General features: G+C 54.1%; 18 protein-coding genes. 11 read left to right on the top strand and 7 right to left on the bottom strand.

Annotated elements, in window-relative coordinates:
• Positions 1-171: 171 nt before the first annotated feature.
• The 3 genes from Q371_RS27610 (at position 172) to Q371_RS20440 (ending at position 1,805) form a co-directional block, all read left to right on the top strand.
• Positions 172-411 carry an aquaporin gene (locus Q371_RS27610; RefSeq protein ID WP_211253869.1) on the top strand — a complete coding sequence of 80 codons (240 nt, stop codon included), beginning with the start codon at positions 172-174 and terminating at the stop codon, positions 409-411.
• Positions 412-654: 243 nt separating this feature from the next.
• Complete coding sequence (locus tag Q371_RS20435; RefSeq protein ID WP_034344038.1) at positions 655-975, top strand: PadR family transcriptional regulator; 321 nt, start codon at positions 655-657, stop codon at positions 973-975.
• Complete coding sequence (locus Q371_RS20440; RefSeq protein ID WP_034344039.1) at positions 972-1,805, top strand: hypothetical protein; 834 nt, start codon at positions 972-974, stop codon at positions 1,803-1,805. The genes Q371_RS20435 and Q371_RS20440 overlap by 4 nt, the downstream gene beginning before the upstream one ends.
• A 140-nt stretch (positions 1,806-1,945) precedes the next feature.
• Here Q371_RS20440 and Q371_RS20445 read toward each other — a convergent pair whose 3' ends face one another.
• On the bottom strand, positions 1,946-2,617 hold the full coding sequence (locus tag Q371_RS20445) for a class I SAM-dependent methyltransferase (protein ID WP_051964909.1): 672 nt from the start codon (positions 2,615-2,617) through the stop codon (positions 1,946-1,948).
• A 119-nt stretch (positions 2,618-2,736) separates the two neighbouring features.
• On the opposite strand from Q371_RS20445, the gene Q371_RS20450 reads away from it, so the two are divergent.
• Complete coding sequence (locus tag Q371_RS20450) at positions 2,737-3,606, top strand: LysR family transcriptional regulator (protein WP_034344040.1); 870 nt, start codon at positions 2,737-2,739, stop codon at positions 3,604-3,606.
• Between the two features lie 179 nt (positions 3,607-3,785).
• Here the strand turns inward: Q371_RS20450 and Q371_RS27315 are convergent, their stop codons facing one another.
• On the bottom strand, positions 3,786-4,082 hold the full coding sequence (locus Q371_RS27315; protein WP_157442852.1) for a hypothetical protein: 297 nt from the start codon (positions 4,080-4,082) through the stop codon (positions 3,786-3,788).
• Positions 4,083-4,433: 351 nt separating this feature from the next.
• Between Q371_RS27315 and arsN2 the strand changes: the two genes are divergently transcribed.
• Together arsN2 and Q371_RS20475 are read left to right on the top strand one after the other, a co-directional pair.
• Positions 4,434-5,318, top strand: coding sequence for an arsenic resistance N-acetyltransferase ArsN2 (gene arsN2, locus Q371_RS27950; RefSeq protein WP_245618397.1), 885 nt, complete (start codon positions 4,434-4,436; stop codon positions 5,316-5,318).
• Positions 5,315-5,815, top strand: a complete 501-nt coding sequence (locus Q371_RS20475) for an arsinothricin resistance N-acetyltransferase ArsN1 family A (RefSeq protein ID WP_034344043.1) — start codon at positions 5,315-5,317, stop codon at positions 5,813-5,815. Before arsN2 ends, Q371_RS20475 begins: the two co-directional genes overlap by 4 nt.
• An 87-nt stretch (positions 5,816-5,902) precedes the next feature.
• On the opposite strand, the gene galK is transcribed toward Q371_RS20475, so the two are convergent.
• Both galK and galT read right to left on the bottom strand, forming a co-directional pair.
• Positions 5,903-6,952, bottom strand: a complete 1,050-nt coding sequence (gene galK / locus Q371_RS20480; RefSeq protein ID WP_034344044.1) for a galactokinase — start codon at positions 6,950-6,952, stop codon at positions 5,903-5,905.
• Entirely contained in the window at positions 6,949-8,031 is a 1,083-nt protein-coding gene (gene galT, locus Q371_RS20485) for a galactose-1-phosphate uridylyltransferase (RefSeq protein ID WP_034344045.1), read from the bottom strand. Before galT ends, galK begins: the two co-directional genes overlap by 4 nt.
• Positions 8,032-8,342: 311 nt before the next feature.
• Between galT and Q371_RS20490 the strand changes: the two genes are divergently transcribed.
• Positions 8,343-9,218 (top strand): MBL fold metallo-hydrolase, encoded by an 876-nt coding sequence (locus Q371_RS20490; protein ID WP_157442853.1) that lies wholly within the window; start codon positions 8,343-8,345, stop codon positions 9,216-9,218.
• A 1-nt stretch (position 9,219) separates the two neighbouring features.
• On the opposite strand, the gene Q371_RS20495 is transcribed toward Q371_RS20490, so the two are convergent.
• Positions 9,220-10,608: an AGE family epimerase/isomerase gene (locus Q371_RS20495; protein WP_034344046.1), complete on the bottom strand. Its 1,389-nt coding sequence runs from the start codon at positions 10,606-10,608 to the stop codon at positions 9,220-9,222.
• 446 nt (positions 10,609-11,054) lie between these two features.
• Between Q371_RS20495 and Q371_RS20500 the strand changes: the two genes are divergently transcribed.
• Genes Q371_RS20500 through Q371_RS20515 form a run of 4 tightly spaced genes read left to right on the top strand, consistent with a single transcriptional unit; the run spans position 11,055 to position 15,963 of the window.
• On the top strand, positions 11,055-12,176 hold the full coding sequence (locus Q371_RS20500) for an Ig-like domain-containing protein (RefSeq protein WP_034344047.1): 1,122 nt from the start codon (positions 11,055-11,057) through the stop codon (positions 12,174-12,176).
• On the top strand, positions 12,173-14,248 hold the full coding sequence (locus tag Q371_RS26125) for a S8 family peptidase (protein ID WP_051964913.1): 2,076 nt from the start codon (positions 12,173-12,175) through the stop codon (positions 14,246-14,248). The genes Q371_RS20500 and Q371_RS26125 overlap by 4 nt, the downstream gene beginning before the upstream one ends.
• On the top strand, positions 14,249-15,511 hold the full coding sequence (locus Q371_RS20510; RefSeq protein WP_051964914.1) for a type II secretion system protein GspD: 1,263 nt from the start codon (positions 14,249-14,251) through the stop codon (positions 15,509-15,511). It begins immediately after the preceding gene.
• Positions 15,508-15,963: a hypothetical protein gene (locus tag Q371_RS20515; RefSeq protein ID WP_034344048.1), complete on the top strand. Its 456-nt coding sequence runs from the start codon at positions 15,508-15,510 to the stop codon at positions 15,961-15,963. The genes Q371_RS20510 and Q371_RS20515 overlap by 4 nt, the downstream gene beginning before the upstream one ends.
• A 274-nt stretch (positions 15,964-16,237) precedes the next feature.
• On the opposite strand, the gene Q371_RS27320 is transcribed toward Q371_RS20515, so the two are convergent.
• Positions 16,238-16,543, bottom strand: coding sequence for a hypothetical protein (locus Q371_RS27320; protein ID WP_157442854.1), 306 nt, complete (start codon positions 16,541-16,543; stop codon positions 16,238-16,240).
• Positions 16,544-16,551: 8 nt separating this feature from the next.
• Positions 16,552-25,782: a DUF1308 domain-containing protein gene (locus Q371_RS20520; RefSeq protein ID WP_034344049.1), complete on the bottom strand. Its 9,231-nt coding sequence runs from the start codon at positions 25,780-25,782 to the stop codon at positions 16,552-16,554.
• Between the last annotated feature and the right edge of the window lie 192 nt (positions 25,783-25,974).

Genomic DNA, 25,974 nt, shown 5'->3' on the forward strand with positions numbered 1-25,974 from the left:
CAAAAAGCTCACCAAAAGGCTTTTGCAAACAGCAAAACAAAAAGCCACAAACGGAAAGCCACTCAGACTTTCCGTTCAAAAGGCAGCCAGAAAACGTTCCTTCTGGCTGACGGCTGATCGCTGACGGCTTTCTCAAGTGATCTGTCAAACTTCAGACTTTGCGTTTACCCTGTGGGTGGCGGTGTAAAAACCCACACACTTCTTTTGTGTGGGGTGGGTGCCCTTGTGATCACCGCCATAGGAACCCTGAATGCGCGCCTGCTCGAAATTGCGCTTGGGCACGGCATGGGTGTGATGTTCATGGCCTACAGTGTGGGCAGCATTTCCAGAGCACACTTCAATCCTGCGGTCCTTTCCCGAACTTTTTATTTTCGAACGGGTTTTGGGACCCACTGCAAAATCGACTTCTGAACGACCAGAGCCCAAAAAGTCCCAGGCTGATCCCCTGAAGAAGAAACCCGCTTGAAGACCTCCTCTGACCACTTGATTCCTGCAGGAGCCAAGTGGTCAACATGAACGGGCACATGACCATGCTGCAAGAAAGGACAAGCGCGAAAATGCATTTGGTTCTGCTTGCCAAACCCCCAAAAAGTATTCTAAAATTTAGAGACTCTAAACTTTAGAGATATATCAGCAAAAACCCCGGAGGACCCCATGAACCCCACCCTGCCAGAACCACAATTCCAGATCCTCTTGGCACTCGCCAGTGGACCCAAACACGGCCACCTGATCCACACGACCATCGATCAAGAACACCCCAACCTGATCCTGCCAGCCACCCTGTACAACCACCTGAAGAAACTTGAAACACAGGGCATGATTCGAGAAATCAATCCCACCATCACCCCACTCAACAAAAACCATGAGAACCGCAAAACCTACGAACTGACCGAGCAAGGCACCCATGCACTCAAAAACCACCTCAAGCGCCTTGAGCAACAATTGAACACCGCCAGGAAATTGAGGCTGCTATGACTTATCCCATTTTGCGTTTTCTGCTCAGACACTTCCCCAAAGACCACCCGGCCCACGAGGTGCTGGAACTGATTGAGACGCACCACCAGCACCTCATGCAAACCCGGCCACAAAAGGCAAACACCTTCCTTGTGCTCGCCCACCTCGACGCTGCCAAAACCACACTTGAATGGAATCTGGAGGAAGCCATGAAAACCCCCACCCAGACACGCTTGATCTTCCCCCTGCTGCTCTGCCTGACCCTCACCCTCTCCGCAGCCATCCCCATGGTGCCCATGCCCATTCAATTGGACATCAACATCAACCCCCGCTTGAGCATCGACACCTTGCCAGCACCAGAGGAGGTGCAAGAAGCCGCCCAGAAGCTGGCCGACCGTGTGACCGCCTCGGGCCACTCCACCAAAATGATTCAGGAAACCCACCGTTTCCCGTTCCCCTCCCCACGCACCCTGCTTGTCAGCGTTCATGGCCTGCCAGGTCTCCCTGCACCCGTCCTGAAAAACCGTTACCCCACCCCAATGGCCCTCAAAGGAGCCGCCCAAAAACACCTGGAAGAAATTCAAGGACGCGCCAAAAACACCCTGATTTTCCTTGAAGAAGAAAACAAAAAAATCCTGGCCCTCTCTGGAGACCACATACTGGGATTCGCGTGCCTCTCCTCCAGAGGCACCGACGTGCTGGTGCAAAACCAACAGTACCGGGTGTTCAATGTGATGTTCATGGTCCATTCTTCTGAACACCCAGGAGGATTCAAAACCATCTTCTCTTCGAAGATCCTCAAACAAGGTGAATCCTCAACAGACCTCTGGAAAACAGGTTGCTCCATCTGAAACTTGCTCAAAGGACTTGAGGGCACTCCAATCAGGGAACTTGCCCTCCCCGAAAGCCTGACAGAAAAGCAAGGGTGATGTGCCTGTCGGGTCACATGCCCAGAGACAGGATGGTCCACGAGCATGGATGGCCCTTCCGTTCAGGCAGGGGTCTGTTTGCCAACAACGGCACACTCCCGGAAGTGGTCTTCTCCTTTAAACACCCGCACTTGAACAAATCCGGCCTGCTGAAACAGCTCCACCATCTCCTCTTCAGAAAAGACATGGCAGGTGGAACCCTCACCTTGCTGGGGCCAGCGGCGTCTGGGCATGAAGGTGAGGACCAGTTTGCCCCCCGGTTTCAGCACCCGCAGGGTTTCTTGGAGCACTTGCAAGGGATCCTTCCAGAAATAGATGGAGTGTACACTCACCACCGTGTCAAACCTTTCCTTGCCAAAGGGCAAGTGGGCCGCATTCCCCGATATGATTCGCACCTTGCCCTGCAGCACAGCGGGCCAGTTGTGAAGGCAGGCCAGGCGCACCATGCTGCGTGAGAGGTCCAGTCCCCACACTTGACCACCATGCAATTGGCGCGAGGTCAGGTGCAGGAGCAGGCCGGGTCCAGATCCGATTTCCAAGATGTGGTCCGTGGGTTTGACATCAAGGAGGGACAGGGTCCAGCGGTTTTCAGGACGGTGCTGCCTGAGCATGTCTTGTCCGATGAGCATTCCGGACAGTCCACGGGGGGTGCGGTACTGTTCATCGAGGGACACATCTCCAACCACGGGCCGGTCGAGCAGGCGGGCAAGTTTTCGCAACAGGGAATGGATCATGGGTCTTCTCCTCAGGCCACCTGAAACGGCACCTTTTCATCCACACTGTAAACCCCCATCATCCATAGAACAAGGCAGCGACCACTGTTCTATCCATAGAAAACTTCTATAATACGTGCATGGACTTTGACCAGCTGTCTGCTTTTGATGCGGTGGTCCGACTGGGCAGTTTCAGCCGGGCTGCAGAGCACCTCGACCTCACCCAGCCTTCGGTCAGTGCACGGATCCAGCGTCTGGAACAACACCTTGGTGGGTCCCTGTTCCGGAGGGGCAGGCGTCTGGAACTCACCGAACTCGGGCAGCGGTTCTTGCCTTATGCCCGGCAGGCCCTGTCTGCAATGGGTGCGGGCTTGCAGATGGCAGAACTCACCCGCACCAGAGCAGGCGGGCGCTTGACTCTGGCTGTGCTGCCCGCTCTGACGGTGGGTCGTCTTGCCCGGGCACTGCACCGGTTGCACCTGCAGGATCCGACCCTCAGTGTGGGCATGCACACCGGTCACAACCTGCAGGTACAGGAGATGCTGAAAGGCAGATTTGCCCAGCTGGGACTGTTGAACCTTCCCTTTGAAGTGCCCGGATTTGAGGTTCTGAAAGCATTTCAGGACCCCTTGCTGCTTGTGGCATCCCCCTCACATCCTGCAGTGGTGCAGCGCAGGCTTCCTGCCCGGGAATTGCCGGAACTGCTGGTCCCCTTCTTGCGCATTGACTGGAGCTGGGACGTGCGCAACTGGCAGATCAAGCACCTCCCGGCCCGCCCCGGCGACCTTGAAGTGCCCCCCATGCTGGCCCTGGAACTCCTCAGAACGGGAACTTTTGCTGCCCTGATGCCTGAAGGATGGATCCAGCACGACCTGAAAACCGGACAGCTGGTTGAGCTTGCTGTCCAGGGGAGTGACTGGCCCACCTGGGACTGGGGGGTGGGGGCCCTCAGGGAGCAAGAGCGAACAAGTCACGTGCAGCAGTTTTTGCAGGTGCTGTTTGAAAGTTGAGCAAAAAGGCAACCACTGCAGGAGATGCGGGTTTTGTACGGTTTGATCGAAAAGGAGTATCCCAAACGGCTTGAACGCTGGCAACAAAAACGTGAAGCAGATAAGGCTGTTTCCACCAGAGAGGATCATGAGCATCCAGAACCCATCAGAATGTTTCTCCTGTGGGTTCAGGTTGCGGTTCAGGTGTGCAACGCCTTCTGAGGGGTGGGATGAAGTCGTCTGGCCTGCACAACTGCGACAATGGACAGCAAAGACAGGCCTGTCAGCATCCGCAAAACAGGTCTGGAACTGTGGAAATGCAAGTACAGCATCCCCACCAGCACCGAAAACAGGTCTCTGGCAACGCTGGCCCAGAGGTTCATGGGACCGCTGAAGCCGTGGTGTTTTGACCCCAAGGTGTCGGCCACCAGAGAAGCTTTTGCCAGCGTGAGGGCACCGTTGGAAAGGAAAGTCCGAACAGGGCCATGAACAACCACAGCCCGAATGGGCCATGCAAAGTGAGCAGGCTCAGAAATGCTGCTTCCTGAAAGTTCAGAGGGGCCACCCGTTCACTCAGGGGGTGAAAACCCTCTGGCAACAGAACCCGGGTTGGTCCTGTGGGTGGAAGTTCGGTGAGATGGGTGCATTCTGCTGGGTCCTCGCAGTTCACTGTCAAATGCTGGAAAAGTGATCGCACCTGAGATTGCGCGCACTTGATGCGTTTCGAGCCACAGGAACCCCACCATTCCATTGCACAAACCCACTTTGTGGCAAACAGTTGTGCTTGACAACCATCCCACAAAAAGGTGAAATGGAGAAAGTTGTCAGACACAACCAGAGGAGGATGCATGAACATCAAACCCGCCACATCAGCCGACTGGAAAGACATCCAAAACCTGCTCTCCCACCTGAACCTCCCAGAGGAAGGGGCAAAAGAACACCTGCAGCATTACCACCTGATGCGGGATTCGCGGGGCCTCATCGCTGTGGCAGGACTGGAAGTGTATCCCCCTGTGGCCCTGTTGCGCTCGGTGGCGGTGGCCCCTGAGCACCAAGGGCAGGGACTCGGGGACCAACTGGTGAACCACCTGATTGGGCAAGCCAGAGCGCAAGGCATCACCGATCTGTACCTGCTGACCACCACGGCAGCACAGTACTTTCCCCGTTTCGGGTTTCAGGAAATCCAGCGCTCAGAGGTTCCTGAACGGCTGCACACCTCTCGGGAATTTCAGGGGGTCTGTCCTGACTCTGCCAAGGTGATGCACCTTTCCTTGAATCCCCATCCGGCAGATTTGCTCCGGCAAGTGACCCGCTTGCACCACCAACTGCAGCAACTCCTCCCGAGCTGTCTGGAAAACCAGACCCTCACCCGCTGCCACATCCTGAGCGAACTGGGCAAGGCCGGACAACTCACCTTGGCGGACCTCGTGGTGCGCCTCAGGCTCGACAAAGCGTGGATGTCCCGCAACATCGAAAGCCTGCTGCAAGATGGGCTGGTCGCCAAAACCAAACATGACACAGATGGACGGTCCAGTTGGATCCGGCTCACCCCCTCTGGAGAAGCACACCTGCAGCAACTGAACGGCCAGTTGAATGCCCAGACCCGGCGCATCCTCACCCACCTCCCTCCAGAGGAGCAAACGCAGGTGTTTCGTGCCCTGACCCTGCTGCATCAAGCCCTGCAAACCGAATTCGCTCTGGCCACCATTCCACAGAAAGAAGAAATCGCATGACCCAGACTTTGCAAAGCCGTCCCGCGCTCCACAAAGACGTTCCCCGGATCACCGAAATTTACAATCAGGGGATTGAAGACCGCACCTCCACCTTCGAAACCCGTCCCCGCAGCGAAACAGACGTTGCAGCATGGTTTGATGGCAAGCACCCCATTGTGGTGGTGGAAGTGGAGGGACAGGTGCAGGCTTTTGCCTCGACCTCCTCATACCGGGCCAGAGAATGTTACGCAGGCATCGCAGAATTCAGCGTGTATGTGGCCCGAGAAGCCCGGGGTCAACGCCTCGGGGAAGTGGCCATGCGCGCCCTGATCGAGGAGAGCGAAAAAGCAGGATTCTGGAAACTGCTCTCCAGGGTTTTTCCAGAAAATCAGGCCAGCCTGAAAATGCTTTCCCGGGTCGGTTTTTGTCAGGTGGGCGTGTACCAGAAGCATGGTCAACTTGAAGGGGTCTGGAAAGACGTGGTGATTGTGGAAAGGTTGCTGGAAAAGAACCTCTGACCCCCATGGATTTGGCCCAGAAGCAAAAGACAGGTGGTTTGCCTTCCACCTGTCTTTTCTTGGAATGGATTGAGGAGGGGAGAGGAATTACTCGGGAACCACCAGACGGCCTTCGCCGCCCTGTGCATTGAAGGTGGAGAGCACGTCTTGGGACACCTGTTTGGCGGTGCCTGCTTTGACCAGAGCCACACAGCATCCGCCCCAACCGGCCCCCGTGATGCGCGCACCCAGCACATCTTCATGCTGTTGCAGCAAGTTCACCAGTTGGTCCACCTGAGGGTGTGAGGCTTCGTAATCGTCGCGCATGCTGGCGTGGGAGTCGTTCATCAGTTGACCGAAACGGGCAGCCGTGGCACTCAGGGCTTCCTGCACACGTGCATTTTCGGTGATGACGTGTCTGGCCCGCTTGCTGAAGGGCTCGGGAAGCCGGTCCACATCTGACAGGGTGGCTTCCCGCAAGCTGGAAATGCCCAGCATTTCGCAGGCTTTTTCGCACTCGGCGCGGCGGGTGTTGTATCCGCTTTCTGCGAGGCGGCGTTTGGCTCCACTGTCCATCACCAGCACCTCGTAACCCTCAGGGAGGGCCACCAGAGTGCGCTCCAAAGTCAGGGTGTCAAGCAGCAGCATTTCCCTTGTGCTGGCCACGCTGGAAGCCATCTGGTCCATGATGCCGCACATCACCCCGGCGTACTGGTGCTCGGCTTTCTGGGCAAGGAGGGCGATGTCCACACCACTGAGCCCGAGGCCCAGCAACTCATTGACTGCACGGATCACGGCGACTTCCAGAGCGGCACTCGAAGACAGGCCCGCACCCATCGGCACGTTGGAGGAGACGTAAATGTTCAGGTTGGGGATGCTTGCACGGTCTGCCAGCACCCGCACGCTGCCCTGCACGTATTTGGCAAAGCCCTGAGGCTCTCCGTCTCTGGGGAGGTCCTGACGTTCTTGCAGGTCTGCACTGTAGATGTGGTCCAGCCCATCTTCGCTGACCGAAAGGGCCACGGTGGTTTCCTGCGGAATGGCGGTGGGAAGCACGAAGCCCCCGTTGTAATCGGTGTGTTCGCCCAGCAGGTTCACCCGTCCGGGTGCGCTGCGCACAACAGCAGGTTCATGGCCGAAAATCTCTTGAAAACTCATGGGGTCACCTGTACAGCACGGAGGTTGGCAGCGGTCTGCTCTGGAAGGGTGTCATTGGCGAAGATGCCTGCACCCAGTTCGGTGCCTGCCAGGTACTTCAGGCGGTTTTCGGCACGCAAAGCAGGGTAGATTTCGATTCTCAGGGGCCACTCGGTGTGGGCTTCACCGTCGGTGGGGGCCTGATGGATGGTCATCAGGTAAGGCATCGGACGGCCAAACAGGTGGTCCAGACGGTACAGCACATCTTTGAGGGTGCGTGCAAAGTCCTGACGGGCTTCAGGGGTCAGGCTGGAGAGGTAAGGCACCGCCACTCTGGGCATGATCCACGTTTCGTAAGGGTAACGGGCAAACGGCGGAATGAACGAGACGCTGTGTTTGCCTTCGTGGACCAGTCGGCCTTTTTCCTGCAGCTCGGTTTGCACCAGAGCATCCCCCAGATTCTGGCCGTTTTCACGGTGGTGCTGGCGGGCAGCGTCCAGGGCTTTTTGTTGCACTGGAGGCACAAAAGGATAGGCGTAAATCTGGCCGTGTGGGTGGTGCAGGGTCACGCCCACCTCGACCCCTTTGTTTTCGAAAGGCAGCACGTACTGAATCTCCGGACGGCTCCCGAGTTCGGTGGTGCGGTCTGCCCACACTTGAAGCAGCAAATCAATGTGTTCTTCAGAGAGGCTGGACAGCAGGGTGTTGGCGTCTTGTGTGAACACCACCACTTCGCAGGTCCCATTGGCGGCCTCGGTCAGGATGCCTTCCAGAGCAGGTGGATTGTGGCTTTCGAGGGCCATGCTGGGGAAGCGGTTCTGGAACACGGCAATGTCGTAGCTGCCCTGTGGAAGCTCGGTGGGGTTTTCTGGGTCCCGGGTGGGGGCCAGAGGATTGTACTCCGGTGGGGGCATGAAGGTGCGGTTCTGGCGGTGGCTGGCGTACAGCACCCATTCCTGACGGAGTGGATGGTAGCGCATGTGGGGGTTGGCCGTAACGGGATCGTTGCTGGGACTGGGGGCCGGGTCATGCACGAAGTCCTGCCGACCGTACAGCCAGAGGGTGCGGCCATCGGGTTTGGTGAGGGTCTTTTTGAACATGGTCCTTCCTTTCAATGAAGGGGCAGCAGAGCAGGGTTCAACAGAAGGGTGTTTCTTTCATTTCCTTCGATACTTTCATTATGGTCATTCTCAGGCCAGAGTCAAGATGGCCTGCCCAGACAGACCGTTTGGATGGGATTCCTCTGGTGTCTCAAGGACACCAATTTGAGCCCCCACCACCCACCTCTTGCTTTTGATTGATGGCTTGAACATCAAAACGAAAAAAATGAAAAAAGCGGTTTCAGCTTCTGGCATGCAGGTCTGTCAGATTTGTCATGGGGTTCGGTTTGCCCCCAGCTTACCCTGAAACCATGAACAAAAGTCCCGAACCCCCGGAAAACCCATCCAACATGCTTTTTGAAGTGGCTCCACACGTGTGGGGGCTCAAAATCCTCTTTGTGAATGTGTACTTTGTCCAAAACCCCCACGACCACACCTGGGTCCTGATTGACGCAGGCTTGCCGGGATCTGCTTCCAGCATCCAGAAGGCAGCCCAGTCCCTCTTTGGAAACCAGAAACCTGAATGCATTGTGATGACCCACGGGCATTTCGACCACCGTGGAGCCCTGCCTCAACTCCTCAAAACCTGGGAGGTGCCCCTTTACGCCCACCCTCTGGAATTGCCTTATCTGGACGGACGCTCGGCTTACCCACCAGCAGACCCCACCGTGGGAGGCGGAATGATGGCGTGGATGTCTTTCACCTACCCCAGAGCCCCTTACGACCTCTCAGGCAATGTGAAAGCCCTGCCAGAGGATGGAAGTGTTCCCGGCCTTCCCGAGTGGCGCTGGGTGCACAGTCCCGGTCACAGTCCCGGTCATGTTTCCCTGTGGCGTGCTCTGGACCGGACCCTGATTGCCGGAGATGCGGTGGTGACCACCCAGCAGGAATCCGCTTACCATGCACTCACCTATGCCCCTAAACTCTCCGGGCCACCCAAATACTTCAAACCCATGCAGGGAGAGCAGATGAGTGCCCACCTGCAAGAACTGGCCCGGAATTTTGAGCAACAGGCTGTTCCCAACTCTGGCAGATATGTGGATGACCCGGCCACTGCAACGGAACAGGGCACCCAGCACATCCCACCCCTGAAAAGAGAACAGCAAATCAAGCTGCTCGGGATGGGAATGGTTGCTCTGGGTGCCCTGTGGGGAATCAAAAAAGTGCTCGGGTCAAAATCCAGTTGATTCAGTTGCCCGAGGAGGTCGGGGCATTCACTTCAGGGCAGGTGGTTTTGGGGTTTCCCATCTGCTCTGCATAAACTTTCCCGAGGCGCAGCACTTCGGCAGCCAGCATGGTTTCGTGGTAATTGACCGTCCAGACGTTGCCTTTGGTCAAATCAAACGTGCGCAGGGTCTCTGCGTGCACCATCTGGTACCATCCGCCATACTCGGGGTCCAGAAAATGGTTCTTGATGAAGCTTTCCTGCTTTTTGAACGCCTCCAACGTGTTCTCTTTGCGCACCACCGCAAAATGCAGGAAGGCTCTGGCGGTTTCCGAATTGGCCCACCACACGTAATAATCGTTGTCGGGGTTGCCGGGCAACGGTTTGCCGTCGTAATCCGTGACCTCATAAAGCATGGCACCGGTGTCTGGACTCAAGGCATGCACCTCCACAAACTTCTTCAGTTTGTCGGCAGTGGTCAGCCAATCTGAAGGAAATCCGCGCTCCACAGCTCTGGAAATCAGGTAGGCCAGTTCGATGTTGTGCCCGGTGGTTGCCTGACGGGCCACTGTCCACTGGGAGTTGCGGGTGTAAGGTTCCTGACGTGGTTCCCAGTTGCTGGTGTAGTTGTAGGCCACGTACCCACGGTCCTTGAAGCCTTCCTCATCTTTGTACAGCACCTTGGTGAGCGCCTCACCCGCATCCGTAATCAATTTGTCCACTCTGGTGCGGGTTTCACCGTCTGTCACATCATGAAGGGCCATCAGGCCTTCAAAGTAATGGGTGAAGGTGTCCACGTTGTGGTACCCATCCAGAGCACTGAAATCAAAGTTGAAGCCGGGCAACACCACGCCGGGCTGTTTGGGATCGATGAAGTGTTTTTCCAGCACATCCAGTTGCTTCAGGGCGGCCTGCAGGTGCTCGGGTTTGCGGGTGATGTCATACAACTGGGCCAGAGTGAACAGGGCAAACACATTCCCGTACCCCTGTTTGTTGCGCCCCACCACCATGCCTGAGCGCTCGGCTTCAAAATAAAAACCACCATAAGCTTCATCCCAGAAGGTGTCCAGCAAAAATTGTGCCCCCTGCTCTGCGGCTTTCAGGAAACGCTCTGCTCCAGTGGCCCGGTAGGCTTCGATGTTCATGTAGATGCCTCGGGCCTGCGCGATGGAAGTGGTGCGACCCCTCCCGGTCTGGTCCCATTCTCGGGTCAGGTTGACGTGGTAAGCGCCTTCAAAGTTGGGCAGGTACACGCCCATGCCGGAGGTGCCGTCCAGACCACCATTCCAGAGGTCCACGGTTTTCACCAGTTGCTGGCAGTACCATGCAACATCGGCAGGAGGGGAGACCTGCCTGGCAAGACCAGCAGACAGGGAACTTAGGGCCAGCGAAACAAACAGGGTGCGCAACATCTAGAACCTCCGGTGCATGCAGGGCAGCGTGGTGAATTTCGTTTACTAAACTGCATCCATTGTAACGTAAAAACATCATGGGTGTGATGAAGAGATGCACACCCAACTGGACAAGCATGGGCCTTGGGCTTTGCTGAGGGTGCAACCGTTCAGGCTCTTCCTTCTTTTTGTGGATGAGCTCAAAGGTCAGAGATGTTCTCAAAATGGATCAGGTTTTGTTGCTTTCCAGCTGAGGAACTGGGAAAGGGCTTTTCTCTGTAAATGTCTCTTGCCCAAACGCCCACGCAAGAAGCGAACGGCCTGGACATTGAGGTCCCATCTCAACATCAGGTCCCTGGCAAGTGGAGGCACCCAAACAAGTTGTCTCTCATGAAGAAAACGTGTGAATCGCTGTGCCATAATGGTGTTTTGTGAAACATGTTCGACTTACCTCAATTGGCCTGACAATGCTCCTCACCGTATCTTGCAGTGAAGACACCGCACCCCCCAGTGGGGCGATCCTCTCCCCGAGTCACAATGGCACGGTCAGTGGGAACTTCAAGGTGCAGGTGACGGCCAGAGGGGACGCAGAGATCAGCAAAATTCAAATTTATGCGCGTGATGAGGGCAGCACCAAAGAGGGTGTTTTTGTGGGCAGCACCGTCAGTTCTCCGGGCTTCATTGACTGGAACACCGGGTTTTTCCCCTCGGGTGCCAAAGTGGAGCTTTATGCCAGAGTGACCGACGTGACCGGAAGCAGTGCAGACAGCGACCCAGTCACGGTGACCATCAGCAACTCCGATACCGTGAAAATGCAGCGTTTCATGGGCCTTCGTGTACCACCTGCTCCCAAAAAAGCTGCTGTGGCCCGTCAGGCTTGGAACAACCCAAGTGTGTACACGGTGCTGCCTCCAGAGGGTGCTTCCTTTGAGAAGCAGGGGGTCAAGCCTCAGGAGGTGGTGCTGGACAACAACTCCGAGTATTACCTGAACTGGGTTTGGAACAGTTATTCCACCAATGCTGGGGTGTTGATCGGTTACCACTTGAAGTACAGCAAGGACAGTGTGGCTGGGCCTTACGCCATCCGGCAGAAAATCAAACCTCAGGGCACTCCATCCATTGACTCGGTGGACCTTGAAAAACCCCTCACCTCCACGGAAGCTGCCGGGACCCATTACGGTGCGGTGGCAGCAGTGGTGGGGCAGGCCGAAATTGCTTTGTCGAATTACACCAGCTTCCAGTTCCCCGGCGAACAAACCCTGAAAACCCCCACCAATGGGGCGGTTTTGGGCACCGGTCAACCCGCCCTCAGTTGGAACACCCCAGCAGGCGTGGATGCTTACGTGTTTTCCGTTTACAAGGAAGACCCTCTGGTGAACACATCGGCTGTACCGGTCTGGACGGTGGCCAAAAACGATGGGGGTCAACTGCTCTCCATCAAAGACACCACTGTGACTTACCCGGCCAACCAATCTGCCCTCACGCCTGGTGTGTATTACTGGAAAGTCATTGGGTATGACTTCAACGATGAAAAGGTGATGGTGGCCGCATCGATCAGCAAAGTCTGGAGTTTCACGGTTGCCCCATGATGCACAAAAACCACCTTCTTTCCCTGACTCTGCTGCTGGCCCTCACCGCATGTGCAGATGAAGAAAAACCCAGAGTCACCTACCGTTTGAACGGGGTGGTGCCCAGCGTCGCGTACCCCGGTGACACCATCACCCTTGCTGGCACTTTTCCAGAGAATGCCACCGTGTTGCTGAACGGTGTGACCCTGTCCACCAACCGCAAAGCAGAAGGCCTGCTGGATGCCCAGATTCCTTCCAGCGCTCTGGCAGGTGAGGGGCTCTTGCAGGTTTCTGGCACCACCTTGCAAACCGCTTACGATGTGTTGCCCAAAATCACCGCAGTGACCCTGAAAAGCAACACCTTGCAGGTGCAAGGCCTCGGGTGGGCAGGGGGCCAGAGCACCTTGATGGGCAGCATTCAAGGTGTGAAGGTCACCCCGACCCTGCAAGGGGAGGCACTGGTCATGGACCTCCCTGCCAACCTGGTGTATGGACCTTTGAACATCACGGTCTCGGTGAACAACAAGCAAAGCCCGGTGTTTTACCACAGCTTGCAGGCGGCTGTGGCACGTGGAAAAGTGTTGCTGCCCGCGCAAGCACAAAACAGCATCACCAAAAGCGACTTCTCTCCTCAGGCGTTGCCCGTTCCCACCTTCAAAAGCCTTGCTGTGTACCTCTCTGACCTGTCACATCAGGCTTCCCTTGAGACAAAAGCTCAGGAATGGGGGGGAAAGCTGACCCAGTGTTACCCCAGCTTTCAGGCTTGCCGGGCAACGTTCCAGAGCCCACAGGATGCCCAGCGTGCCCTGCAGAACCTCTCAACCCTCCCTTACGTCACCAATGCCCACCCAGACGACGTGAAGTCCAATGGGAACCCCTGCACGAACCTCACCCAGAACCCTGCCACCCTCGGGGAGTTGTGGCACCTGAAACGCATGAACATCGAAAAGGCATGGCAGAAAACCCTCGGGAAAGGCATCACCGTGGCCGTGGTGGACAGCGGCGTGCTGCCCCACCCCGAGTTCGAGAACCGTTTGCTGCCCGGCATCGATTTCGTGGATGGTGACACCAACCCTGTTGACCTTTACGGTCACGGCACGCACGTGGCAGGACTGGTGGCCGCCAACTTGAAAATCAAAGGGGTCGCCCCAGCTGCCAACATCCTGCCAGTCCGGGTGTTGGACAGCATCGGAGAGGGCAGCGTGCTGGCCGTTGCCCAGGGGGTGCTTTACGCCGCAGGACTGGACACCCAGCACCCCAACCCCAACCCCGCGCAGGTGATCAACCTGTCTCTGGGCCTCAGGAGTTACAACTCCCAGATGCCCGCCCTAGAGCAAGCCATCGAGAAGGTGCAAAAACAGGGCGTGCTGGTGGTGGCTGCCACCGGCAACGACAGCCTGTTCACTCCGGCTTTCCCGGCCAACCTGCCCGGTGTGATCTCCGTGACCGCCCTCTCTGGACCCACCACCACCTACCAGCCCACTTACCCCAACCGGGGACAGGGCACCCTGATTTCTGCTTTTGGCGGAGACCTGCACAGCGATCAGGACAAAAACAACATCCCAGACGCCATCGTTTCAACAGCCATCGACGGAAACACCCCGGCCTACGGGCTGTGTTACGGCACCAGCATGGCCGCCCCACAGGTGTCCGGCGTGGTGGCCTTGCTGCTCGCACAGGGCACCCCACCCCGAGATGTCATCCCGCTCTTGACCCGCTCGGCCATTGACCTCGGGGATTACGGGCAGGACCTGAACACCGGATTTGGACTGGTGAACCCCAATGTCACCGACCGCAAGGCAGGCACCTACGTGGTGGCCCTGAACCCACAAAACAAAGTGGTTGCCTGGGCACCCGTTCAAAACGACGGCACCTACACCCTCACCAACCTGCCCCCCAGCACCCCCCTGAAAGTGCAAGCTTTCACGGACCTCGATGGGAACCACGTGCTGGGCGAAACCGGAGAAACCCTCAGTCCGGCCCTGCAACAAGAATTCCAACCCCAAACCCAAACCCCGTTGCCCGATTTGCAACTTGACCTCGTCACCACCCCCCAGGGTGTGACGCTGCCTGAATTTCAGGAAGGAAATTGAATGCGCAAAACCCTGCTCACCCTCCTGCTGTCCCTGTCCACCAGCTTTGCTGCCACCCTCGGGGTGCAACAAGACGCCCAATCGGTGATTCTGGCCAGCCCTGAATCCATCCGTTACACCGCAGACAGCCTGACCGACACCCTCACCCTCACCGACGCCAACCTCCCCGAAGGCACCACCCTGGGACTGGGCATCACCTTCCGGCAAGAGGGCAGCAACCTGATCCTCAACATCCCCGACAGCCTCTGGTATTACCTTTCGCCGGATGGGAAACGCCTGTTCGTCAGTGCCCCCTCGCTGACCGGCAGCACTGCCCTGAGTGCCCCCAGCAACGACAACCGCGAAGCCATCATGTACTACCTGAAAAGCGCCGACCCCAGCAAAACCAGCAGCCTGCTCACCCGACTGCACCCCAACGTGCGCGTGGAAGTCGATGACCGCCAGAGGGCACTGGTGGTTTACGTGCTGCCCCAGGAGAAAGACAAAGTCAGCAAACTGATCAAGCAACTCGATGCCGAACGCCCACAGGTGATCTTCGAAGCCGAAATCCTCGAAATCAACCAGAACAACAGCGAAAAACTCGGCATTGACTACGAAGCTGCCCTCGGGATCTCCATCACCGAAGCGGTCCCGGCCAGCATCTTCCGTTTCGGCAAATTCTCCCGCAGCGCCATCGGCACCGGGAAAGCCGGAGGGAGTGGCATCGGCTTCACCCTCAACTTCCTGAAAAGCAACGACGTCGCGCAGGTCCTTGCCCGCCCGAGGGTCACCGCTCTGGACGGCGTGGAGGCCCGCATCAACAGCACCCGGTCGCAGGTGATCGTGGTCAGCAAAGACGGCAACCAGAGCTTCCAGACGCTCACCACCGGGATCACCATGCGGCTGCTGCCGAAAGTCTCTCCGGACGGGGTGATCGAATCGAACATCACTGTGACCGTGTCGATCCCCAGCAGCACCACCACCACCGGAGAACTGAGTTACTCGACACGGGAAGCCAGCACCACCGTGCGGGTCAGGAATGGTGAACCCATCGTGATTGGTGGCCTGATCGAAAACCGCACCAGCGAAGCGGTCCGCAAACTGCCGATCCTCGGGGACCTGCCCCTGATTGGTGGTCTGTTCAGAAGCACCTACACCACCAACCAGCGCAGCGACCTGGTGATCATCGTGACCCCCAGACTGATCGTCCCCGATGAATTCCCTGCCAGCGAAATCCCCCTGGATCCCCCCACCGAAACCCCACAGGACGCCCCCAAACCATGAAACCCTGGATGGCCCTGATCACCTGCACCCTCCTCTGGGCCTGCGCCCCCACCAGCACCCAGCAGGAAGAAGAACCCATCGCAGAAATCACCCCTCTGGACTCCAGCACCGCCAGAGCGCTGCAAGGGGCTTTTCAGGATGTGTTTCTGGACGCTGGAATCGTGGTTCAGAATGCGCAGGCCTTCAAGTACACCGGGCTTTCCGCCTCGGGGTTCACGGGGCTGATCAACCTGTTCTACAAGAAGTACCCGGGATTCTGCCCGGTGGTGAATGGCTTCGTGATTGCAGGGGAACGCCCGAACACCTTCATGACCCTGACGGCTCGGGGGAAGGACGTGCGGGCTTTCGTGTACGACCAGAGCGAGAAGCCGTTTGTGACGTACGCGTACTTGGAAGGGGAAAGTCGGGGTGTGCTGGATGTGCGGCCTTGCGACAATGACCTGAGTCCGTAAGGGAAGGTTGAATGAACATCCCCCTCCAGTTTTTTGCTCTGGAGGGGGATTCTTTTGGGGTTGAGGTGGTGAGTAAAAAGGCTCTGGTTTTGATGTCTGATTTATTTGCGGTTTGCTTGTTGTGAAGCGAGAAGTTTTTCAGAGGTAGGGCTTTTGTAGGCTGAAGCTCATGCCTGCTCTGGGAAGTCCATCGACTGGAGGTCCGCTGGGTCTTCGGCTATGGACAAAGGGAAAGCCCTCCCGTTACAGGAGGGCAGACTACCAAGTTCTATTTCTATTCTTCTGCTAGCCATGTATCAAGGCCAGCAATCTTCAGACGATTTAGAGCTTCAGTTAAAACTGCTTGGTCTGTCGGTGGAATAGATTCAATCTGATAAACTCGATTTAGAGAAATATAATAGTCATAATCAGGAAAATATGCTAGAACTTGAGCAAGATTGCGATCAGATATATGTTCTGAGATTATATAAATCATGGCATCCACAACGGAATGGGAAGCTTCCATAATACCGGCATCTCGTAATAGATTAACAGTAGTAACCAAATAGTCAGGAACACTGGATCGATTATTCTTTGCCATAAATTCTCTCACTTTCCTGTGAGTGGTACTGAAGGATGCAAGAAGGTATCAAACTCAACGCCTTGTCCAGCTGCTGCCCGTATAGCTTGGGCATCTGCAGTGATAGTGGTAAGTCCAAGAGAATCAGCAGTTCCAAAGATCTTAATGTCATTTTCGCCAATGCTACGAGTTGGCTTCATTCCTGCTGCCTTAGGTGACACATTATCAGGAATAATCTTTACACGTGCGAGTAGCGCTTTTGCTCTTGCCTGCTCCAGTGGCCCACCAGCTTTAGCGACAATATTCTCAAATTCGGCCAAAGCAGTTTGAGTCATATAGATAGGTTGGTCTCCAATTGCATTCTTAATTGTGCCCCTAACTGTTGACCCCTCAGAGATCAAAGCAACTGCACTCCCAGTATCCAAATTGACTCCTCCACAACCGTTATGCACCAACCAACCCTGAGTGCCCACAAAGAAGGTGTGGGCCTCTTCGACCTCCAGATTGTACATTGTTCTGGCTTCCTGGATGGTATTGACGTACCGGACTTCACCCAGGGTGCCATCGGCCTGCTTGAGTTTGTCTCCAACCTTCAGGTGTCCTGCACCCACCCACTTGTCGCTCAGGTCCGGGTGGCCTTCAGGTTTGGGTCTGGGTTCTCCGTCTAAACGCTCCGTGACGTAGAAGGGGTGTTCAGGGGTTGCCACCACGTAATCCAATTTTCCGGTTTCGCTGTCCTCAATCACAAGCCCAGTGATCTCTGGATCATGTCCAACAATCATCTGGGTGATGGGGTAGTAACCCTGTTCTCCGGTTTGCTCATTGAAGGCCAACACGGGTGTACCAATGGCCAGAGCAGCAATGGCGGTCAGTCCGTATTTGGTCCAGACTGGGGTCTCTGGGGTGAAGGAATTGCATTTACAAAGATTTCCTCCCAGTTTGCAACCTCTGGATACCACTTGGGCAAAATTTCTTGCGATACTACGCATACCTGCACCAACAGCCTGTTTTCCTGTTGCTACTGCTGTATCTAGGCCAAGACCGCGTGCGGCAGCTTTGATACCATTCTTCAGAAGCCCTGCTAATCCAAAGATTGCACCATCATTAATGAAATCTTGAGCGAAGCCATAAGATGCATCACTGATATAAAACATCGCATCACAGGCTATGGCGGCGCAGTGTCTCGAATTGATCAAATCTATCATTGTATCTGCAATAAGAGAATTACGAGCTGCTTCATACGTATTGGTCATTCCATTCTCTCTATGGCCCAAGCTATTTAGTTTTCTGAGTGCAGAATTTAATCGATCAAGGTTTTGGCGAGCACCATCTCCCATTATGTCGAACTCTTCTGCTGTTATCGACCCATTCTGAATGTCTTGCATGATGGTCATCAGCATGTAATCACGACTGGCAACATTATCCCATTTTTCAGTCAGTGCCATAAGAGCATTTACACTGCTCATTGCTCCCAGCCCAAACTTACTGACTGCTGTTGCCTTCAAAGCTTCTGTTACCATCCCATCAACATCAGTAGTACCCAACTCTTTTTCCATTTCGCACATAAACTGGGCCTGTTCATCTGAAAGATTGTTGATGGGTCCGTTACAATACGATTGGGTATTTCCACTCGAAGTCCCAGCAAACGCAGCTACCATCCAGTCTTCGCTTGAAGGAGGTCGTTGGTCCGGTGATACCACCTCTGGGGAGGAACCCGAGTTGCCTCCTGCGTTGCCTCCAGAGCCTCCAAGGTTGGGGTTGAGTTCTGCCCCTGGGGCCACCACGCCACTGCTTCCACTGCTTCCGGTCAGGTTCGGATTGAGTTCGGTTCCCGGCAAAGTCGCATCCCCGAGTCCCAGAGTGCCTGAGGAATTGAGGGGGCTCTGGTCTTGCACGTTGGTGGCATTCACGGCGTGGGGGTTGGTGTCGGCAAGGGAAGTGGGAGGTCCGTACTCATTGGGGTCAATGGGTTCTGGTTCCGGTTTGGAGAAGAGGTTTTCTGGGTTCTGGTTGTCGAGGGGGTTGGAGAAGTTCATGACGCCAGTGGCGTTCTGGGTGATGGTGTCTTGGGGGGGGGCAACGTCGGTGCCACCAGTGAAGGGGTTTTGGGTGCTCTGGGGGGCATTCACACTGCTGGAGGTCAAGCCCACGCTGCTGCTCGGGGTTGGGTCTTTGTATTCTGCTAAGGGGTTTTCTTTGCTTGGTGCAACAAAAGGAAGTGTGGGATTCCAATCGGAGTTGTCCATTATGGAGTCTATCAGTGTATAAGTTGCATCTTTAATGCAATATGCATCATAACAATAACTACTAAGATACCTACCCGTTTCCTGCATGGTTGTGTATTGGACATCTTGATTGGCAAATGCGTAAGTTCTAATATTTTGTTGCTGTGATTTAATATTTACGCCATCGGTTATATCAATCTGCAACTTACTAGCAACAAGAATATTACCAAAAGAATCATAGACGAAGTCATTTAAAGCACCAGTTAATTGACTTGGGTAGCAAAAAAAGATCAAATTGCACCCGGCGTCTTGATTTTGGTAATTGTAGAATTGGGTGGCATTCTGGTCTGCATCATAGCGTTTTGCTGTTTTCGCTCTGAGATTATCAATAGAATTGCTTAGAAGTTGAGATCTAGAGTTTGATGAATATTTGGTTGTGCTTTGATTTGTACCCGACAGCTCGCTTTCTATGACTTGAATGACTTTTAGTTTTGTTCCGTTCGCGCTGTAGTGATTTTGTGTGGTAATTGTTTCTCTAGGAAGTACCACTCCACTTGCTGATTCTGGAGGAGTATGCGTTGTAATAGTGCAAGTGTTCAAATTAAAGTAATAGGTGGTACATTTATAAACGTTTTTTGCTGTGATGGATTTACTGATTTCATTGGCACCCTGGAATGCGTTTTCAGAGAAATTCTTAGACTTGATGATCTCGATTATACACTTTGATTGGCATTCTTTAGGATCATTGCTCCAAGCACTGGAGTATAGATTGGGGTAATTGGATTGTGAGTTCAACTCGGAGTTTTTATATTTATTTACTACATATGAATAATTACTCATCTCAAAAATTGTTCCTCCTAAAGGATCGTCTTGTGAGGCATAGCTGCTGTACGACGTGGAGGTGTATCCTTTGCACATGGCATCCAGATTTATTGGTTGAATTGGCTTATAGAGTAGACTATTTCCTCCCGGGCCTTCATATCTGATATCTGGCTGATAATCATAAGTGATGGATTTTGCTGTTTTTGAGCCAATAGAAGGATATTCACACTGGCTATAGATGTATTTTCCGTCCGATACATTTTGAGCAAATGATACTGTTTTGATGTTACTGTATTCGTAAAATACTTTTTTTGTATCCAGATTTCTTCTTTGGTCTGAGTACTGGGTGATTCGCCCCATTTTATCGTATATGATGGAATTTTGAGTACCGTACTCGATGGAAGTGCCATAGGGGGTGGAGTAAGAAGTTTTTTCAACAATCTTTCCATCGGCGTAGAACTTGTAGTTATTACTGAGTGTGCCTTTGTTCGAATCTATGGCATTTTTGAAATCTTCCGTACTGGTGGACTTTAATTGAGACCGATTGTTATAATAACTGCTCATTTTATTCTTCAGTGAACCGCGATCTATATTTATCGAATTGTAGTTGAATTTAAGTGATACATTGTTGCTTGATGTATCTTGCATATTATAAGCATTATATGTATAATCAGATCGATTAAGAACTGATCCTATATCCTTAGAGATATCAAATTTTGATTTCAGATTTCCATTGCTATCATATACCCAGACAGTGTTATAATTACTTTTGGAAGTTGAAGACTGTGTCGATCCATCTCTCTTGAGTGAGTCATACATTTTGCCATCACCAGAGAACTCGCGTTTGATCCTGAGCCCGCGACCATCGTATCTCAGAGTGGAATTGTATTCTTCTAGGCGAGTGTCTTTGGTCCCATCAGAGTTTTGAATGTAGCCTCGGGATGTCTCAGTGGAAGTTAATCCGTCCGAGGTCAATCCATAAGTCGTGAGGTTGCCATCGGTATCACTGAAACCAGAGGAAGCTCCATTGGTGATGTTGCCTTGATAATCAAAGCTGGTCTCTGCCGTTTTGATGCCATCCAGCCTGTACACAAAATAACGGTACAAAGGATTCAGCACTTTGCTGGCATTGTGGCTTCGGGTTTCTGCAATCCCTTGACCCAGGCTGTTGTACACCTTTTTGGTGGTGTACACGTTCACCTTCTCAGCGATCACATTTCCTGCAACATCATAAGTGAACACCTTCACAGGATGATCTGTGCTGCTGAAACCAGCCTCAGCATCAATGGCAACCGCTTCAGCAGACGCACCAGTGGTGCTGGAACGTGGCCATTGGTGCTCCTCCGTCAATAAACCCGAGACGTTGTAATTTTTGGTGGTGTCAAACTTCTCCGGGTTCTGGTTGTAAATCTCCAAACCCCGAGAATCATAAGCATGAACAACGGTGGAATTGTCTGCCAAGGTTTCCACCAGAGGCTGTCCTGCAGCATTGTACGTGTAAGACGTCACAGCGGCATTCGCAGAGGTTGCCACATTGTCCATGTGGGCTTTCTTGATCGACACTGGAAACACCCTCGAACCGTACACCCGGTCCTCGGTTGCCACCATGTTGCTCACCGAAGTCCCAGTGGCATCCACGCGCACTGAAGTCAAAGAAGCAGCATCCGGATCCCCAGCCGTCTCTGCCACACTCGGTTCATACGTCGTCTTCAGCAACCCATCGTTCCCGTACACGTACAACTTCCGAACAATCAACTTCCCATTCTGGTTCGGTTCAATCTCTGCACTCACCCCACCAAAAATGTTGTACGTCTTCCGACGCTCAAACCCATTCCCATCAAAACTCTGGTACCCACGCCCCAGAGCATCAAAACTCTGGTACGTGCGGATCCACTTGTCTGCAGGGTAAGGGTAATCCGCTCCGGCCTCATCCCCTTTGAACACCTCTTGCTCGGCACGCCAGATGTTCCCCGCAGGATCAAACGAAGACTTTGTCACGTACCCCCGAGGGGACTTCATTTCAATCAAACGTCCGTAATCATCGTAAGTGGAGGTGATGGTCTTCCACTCGGAGTCAGGTTTCCCTGCCACGTACGCATTCGTTGTCATCACAGAGGGATCGATGATGTCGTTCCCGATGTACTCCCGGACTTTTTCCGCCAGACCAAACACGTTGTATTCCGTTTCCATGTAAGGTCGACGCAAATCCACATAAGACAACCCAGATGGGGCATCTTTGCGCAACACTGGAGACAGCTTCTTGATCAAACGCCCAAACGAATCGTAACGGAAGTACGTGCTCTGCGCTTCAGTGCTGCTCTGGTTCATCTCCAGACGGTAATTGCTGCTCTGGACCACTTGATCCCGGTCGTCGTACACCTGCTCCACTTTCCCGCCGTTCGGAAAGACTGTACGAATTTCCCGGCCTCGGTTGTCGTAGGTGTGGATGGTGACGGCACTGGGAACACTGTACGCACCACCGACGGGTCTGCTGCCCGAGATCGTTTCGGTTTCGGTGGCGATTTGGCCGGTACCAGTGTAGGTGTAAGAGAGGGTTCCAAAATCCCCTGAGGGGGTGGTGCTAACTGAAGAACCTGCTGTCAGGTACCAGGTTTTTTTGGTGGGGCGGTTGAGGGTGTCGTACTCGTAGCGGGTCTGGAAACCATCCACACTTTCGGTTTTCACCCTGCCGTAAGTGTCATAATCGTACTCGGTGGTTTTGCGCACCCCGGTGGTGGACACCACCCCGTTGCTGCCTTCACCCATCAGGATTTTCTTGACTTTGCCAAAACTGGAGGAAACAGCAGCGCTCGTTTCGTACTGGTATTCAGTGATGTTGGTGTTCTTGCCGTTCCAACTGTAGAGCAGTTCGCCACTTGTGCCGTAAGCATTGATGGATGTTTGCAAAGAAATGGAACTTGAAGTACTGCGCCCATTCACATTCGAATACGTCGACTGACCAAAACCGTTGTAGTTGGTGATGGTTTCTCTGGAGAACAGCTCTGGGGTCACGTTGCCAGAGGCTTCTTTGTTGAGTTTCCCGGTGTAGTAAGTGTAGTCGAGACTGCCTGTGGCGTTGACCCCGTCGTACTGGTAGATTTTGTATCCAAGCGCATTGTAAAGATAGCGGGTTCTGTAGATACCGTTGTAAGAGATGAGGACTTGATCCCCGTACTGCAATGTGGGATTGGCGGAATCCACTGCGGTACCTGCAGACAGGTTGGTGTAGGCAGCACTCCATTGTGCTCCGGTGCTGTAGTACTGGAAGGTGTTGATGGTCTTCTGGGTGGCTCCAGAGTAAGCTGTACCACTCAAGACACGTTGTTGGGTCAAACGACCAGAGGTGTCGAAGGTGCTCTCATTGAACACTTTCAGTTGATCGGTGATGCCTTCTTCACTGCTGCTGTTGACCACTTTGTTCAGCAATTCAAAGCTCTGGTTGCCTGCGGTGACAGTCGGGTGGTTGGTGTAGGTGGTGGTGTTGATGATTGGTTTATAGTTTCTCGCCCCATCGTCTCCAGAGAGGGTCTTGCTGGACTCTGCCCGGTTGTCTCCGTCGTAGGTCATGACCTCCTGTTTGGTCCAACCTGCACGCACCTCGGTGGTCATCGCCCCCACACTTTGGGTGTACACGTCTTTCTGGTAGGCCAGACTGACTTGCGTGGCGTTCTGGGCTTCCACTGCGAATTTTGTGCCCACTGCGGAACCGCTGGTCATCCAGAGGTTGTTGGTGGCGTCAATCAAACCGATGCGGTTTCCTGCTGCAGCAATTTGGGTGATGTTGGGGATGGCGGGATTTCCGGAGGCAGTGCTGTAATTGATTTGCACCATGGGGGTGGTGGGGTTATCAGTAGCCCAGACATTGCCATCCTGTCTAAGGGCCACAATGCGGTTTTCGTCGACGACGACTTGCTTGAAGTCGGTGAAGTTAGGTGTTAAACCATTCCATCCTGTGCTTGAGACTGCTGGATTTGCCAGCAGATAGCCGGGGCCATGCTTAACAATCCCCAACGAATCTGAAGTGGCATATTCGAATGAACCTGTATAAATGTGTGTTGGGATGCTGGATAGGCTTCCTGTTTTGGCCATCAATTTGCCATCAGTTTGTGTGTACCAGAATCGATTTTTAGATAATGCAAAATTTCCAGCAGGAGTATACTGTTGTACCCATGGAGAATCAAGTGAACCTTCCTTGGTGGAAAGAACATTTTCAAAAGATCGAATTGCAATTCGTTGATCAACAGCTGTAAAATTGGCTACACTTTTTGCAATTTCTTTGAAAATAGGAACATTGATAGGGCTTTCTGTGGCAAACAAGCGATAGTCTTGATCAAGCAAATAAATCCTTTGTGGTGTGACTTGGACTTGTTTTGTCCTTGTGCTCAACTTATACCACGGTGAGATTGCTTGGCCGTTAAAGTCACGCACATTGATGTTGCCGTTGGTGTCGAGGTAGGCATAACGGTAGTTCAGCACAGTGGTCGTCTGGGTGCTCCCAGAGCCGGCAATGAAGCCTCCATCTGGGTAGGTGGCCGTGTTGGTGAGGTTCCCTCGGGTGTCGTAACTGTAGTAGGTGACCACCCCACTGGGTTCCCTGACAGCCTGGGTGTACCCATTGGGGTAGTACTTGTAGTACCAGTTGCCGATCCCAGAGACATTCTTCTGAAGCAGCTGACCATTTCCGTTGAGGGTGTAGGTGGTGACCGTGGGACCATCGGTGACTTTCAGCAGGAAACTGCTGGTGAGGGCCTTCCCAGCCAGAGATCCGTTGCTGGTATCGAGGTACTCATACTTGACGGTGTCTCCAGTGTTGCTGGTGGCCTGGGTGATGCGAGGCAGCACCGTGGCCGGGGTCGCGTCGTAGGTGTAGGAGATTTCCTCAAAGGTCTGGTTGCTGCCTGCGTCTTTGCGGAGGATGGGACGCTTGAGGGTTTTGATGAGCACATGGCCACCCTGAGCGGTGTAATCAAACTCGAAGGTGCGGGCTTGCATGCCAGCCACGAAACTGTTCCCTGCGGTAAAAGCAGCGTCACTGCACACGTTGGTGCCATTCAGGGTTGCGGCTTGACCGCAGGTGGATTCCACGGTTTCCGGCACGGGGACGGTCAGTCCGGTGCTGGCAATGTACATGACTTTGGTGACCACCAGCTGCTTCAGGTCGGTGCTGCCCCGGTAATCGTAGGCGAAACGGGTCTGGCGGGTCCAGGTGGCGGTAGGGGTGGTTTGGTTCTGGACCAGTTCGTTGATGCTGGTCAGCACATAAGGCCCAGAGCCCTGGAATTTCGCCCAGTTGAAGGTGGTGAGGCGTCCCCACTCGTCCCGAACCCGGGAGATCATGCCGGCCTGGTCTGCATTGATCACATAATCGATTTGGGTTTTGGGTGAAGCGCCAATGCCTTCCGGGTCGTTGCTCTGGGCTCCACGGTACTGCTGGGAGAGGTTTTGTTTGAAATCGACGTAACTCTGGTTGGTGAGGTCGTCGCTGTTGAAGAAGGTGCTGCGGTTTCCAGAGTGGTCATAAAGGTGGGCCACCCAGTAAGGGGCTCCACGCACCGTGGTCTTGACGTAAACCAGAAATTCCTCGGGGATTTGCACGCCGGGGGTACTTTGACTGGTGTAGAAGGCCACGTCCACTTCTTCCTGGGCGTCACGGGTGGGGTCTGCAGGGTTGTGTTGCTTGAGGTTGCGGTAACGTTTGATCCAACTGGGGAGGGTGTTGAGGTTGAAGTCGGCGATGACGTAAGGGGTGTACAGGGTACCTGAACCATCTCCAGTGAAGATGGTTTTGGGGGTGTTGATGGTGGTGCTGAGCAGCATGCCGTTGTAGGGCTGGTTGCTGGCGGTTTCGAGGCGGAGTTTGCTCTGGAGGTTCCAGTTTCCGGCGGCGATGGTGTTGTTTTGTTTTTCGTCTTTGGCTTTGGTGGGGTCGAGGACGTTGTTGCGGGAGAGAGAACCCGTGTCGACGTAAACGTTGCCGGTGGCGAGGTTCACAGCGTCCTGAACATCACCGAAACCGGGAGTGTCAAAGGCGAGGACTTCAATGGGAAGGTCGCTGACACCAGCTCCAGGTCGGGCATACAGACTGGGGGAGGCCAGAGCCATCGGTGCGAGTTGTGGAATGAGGTATAAAACAGCAAGGGTAAGGCTGAGGGTTTGTTTGGTTCTCGGGTCGATTGGGGTCCTTCGTTTTGGATTTGTGGGTGTTAAATTCATAACACTCTAATTTTTCATATTTGTTTCATCTTTGCAATGGACACCTATACTTGTATCCAAAACGCCTCAGTACCCGACAAGTTTGGGGAACAACAGGTGAAGGCCTTCCAGTAAAGCCCACAATGGCTTCCTGAATAACTCCAGCAGCAGAGAAATCCCCACCCGAAAGACACTCCGGGCCAAACGACCATG

Origin of the sequence: Deinococcus misasensis DSM 22328 (assembly GCF_000745915.1) — a bacterium.
Taxonomy (GTDB): domain Bacteria; phylum Deinococcota; class Deinococci; order Deinococcales; family Deinococcaceae; genus Deinococcus_C; species Deinococcus_C misasensis.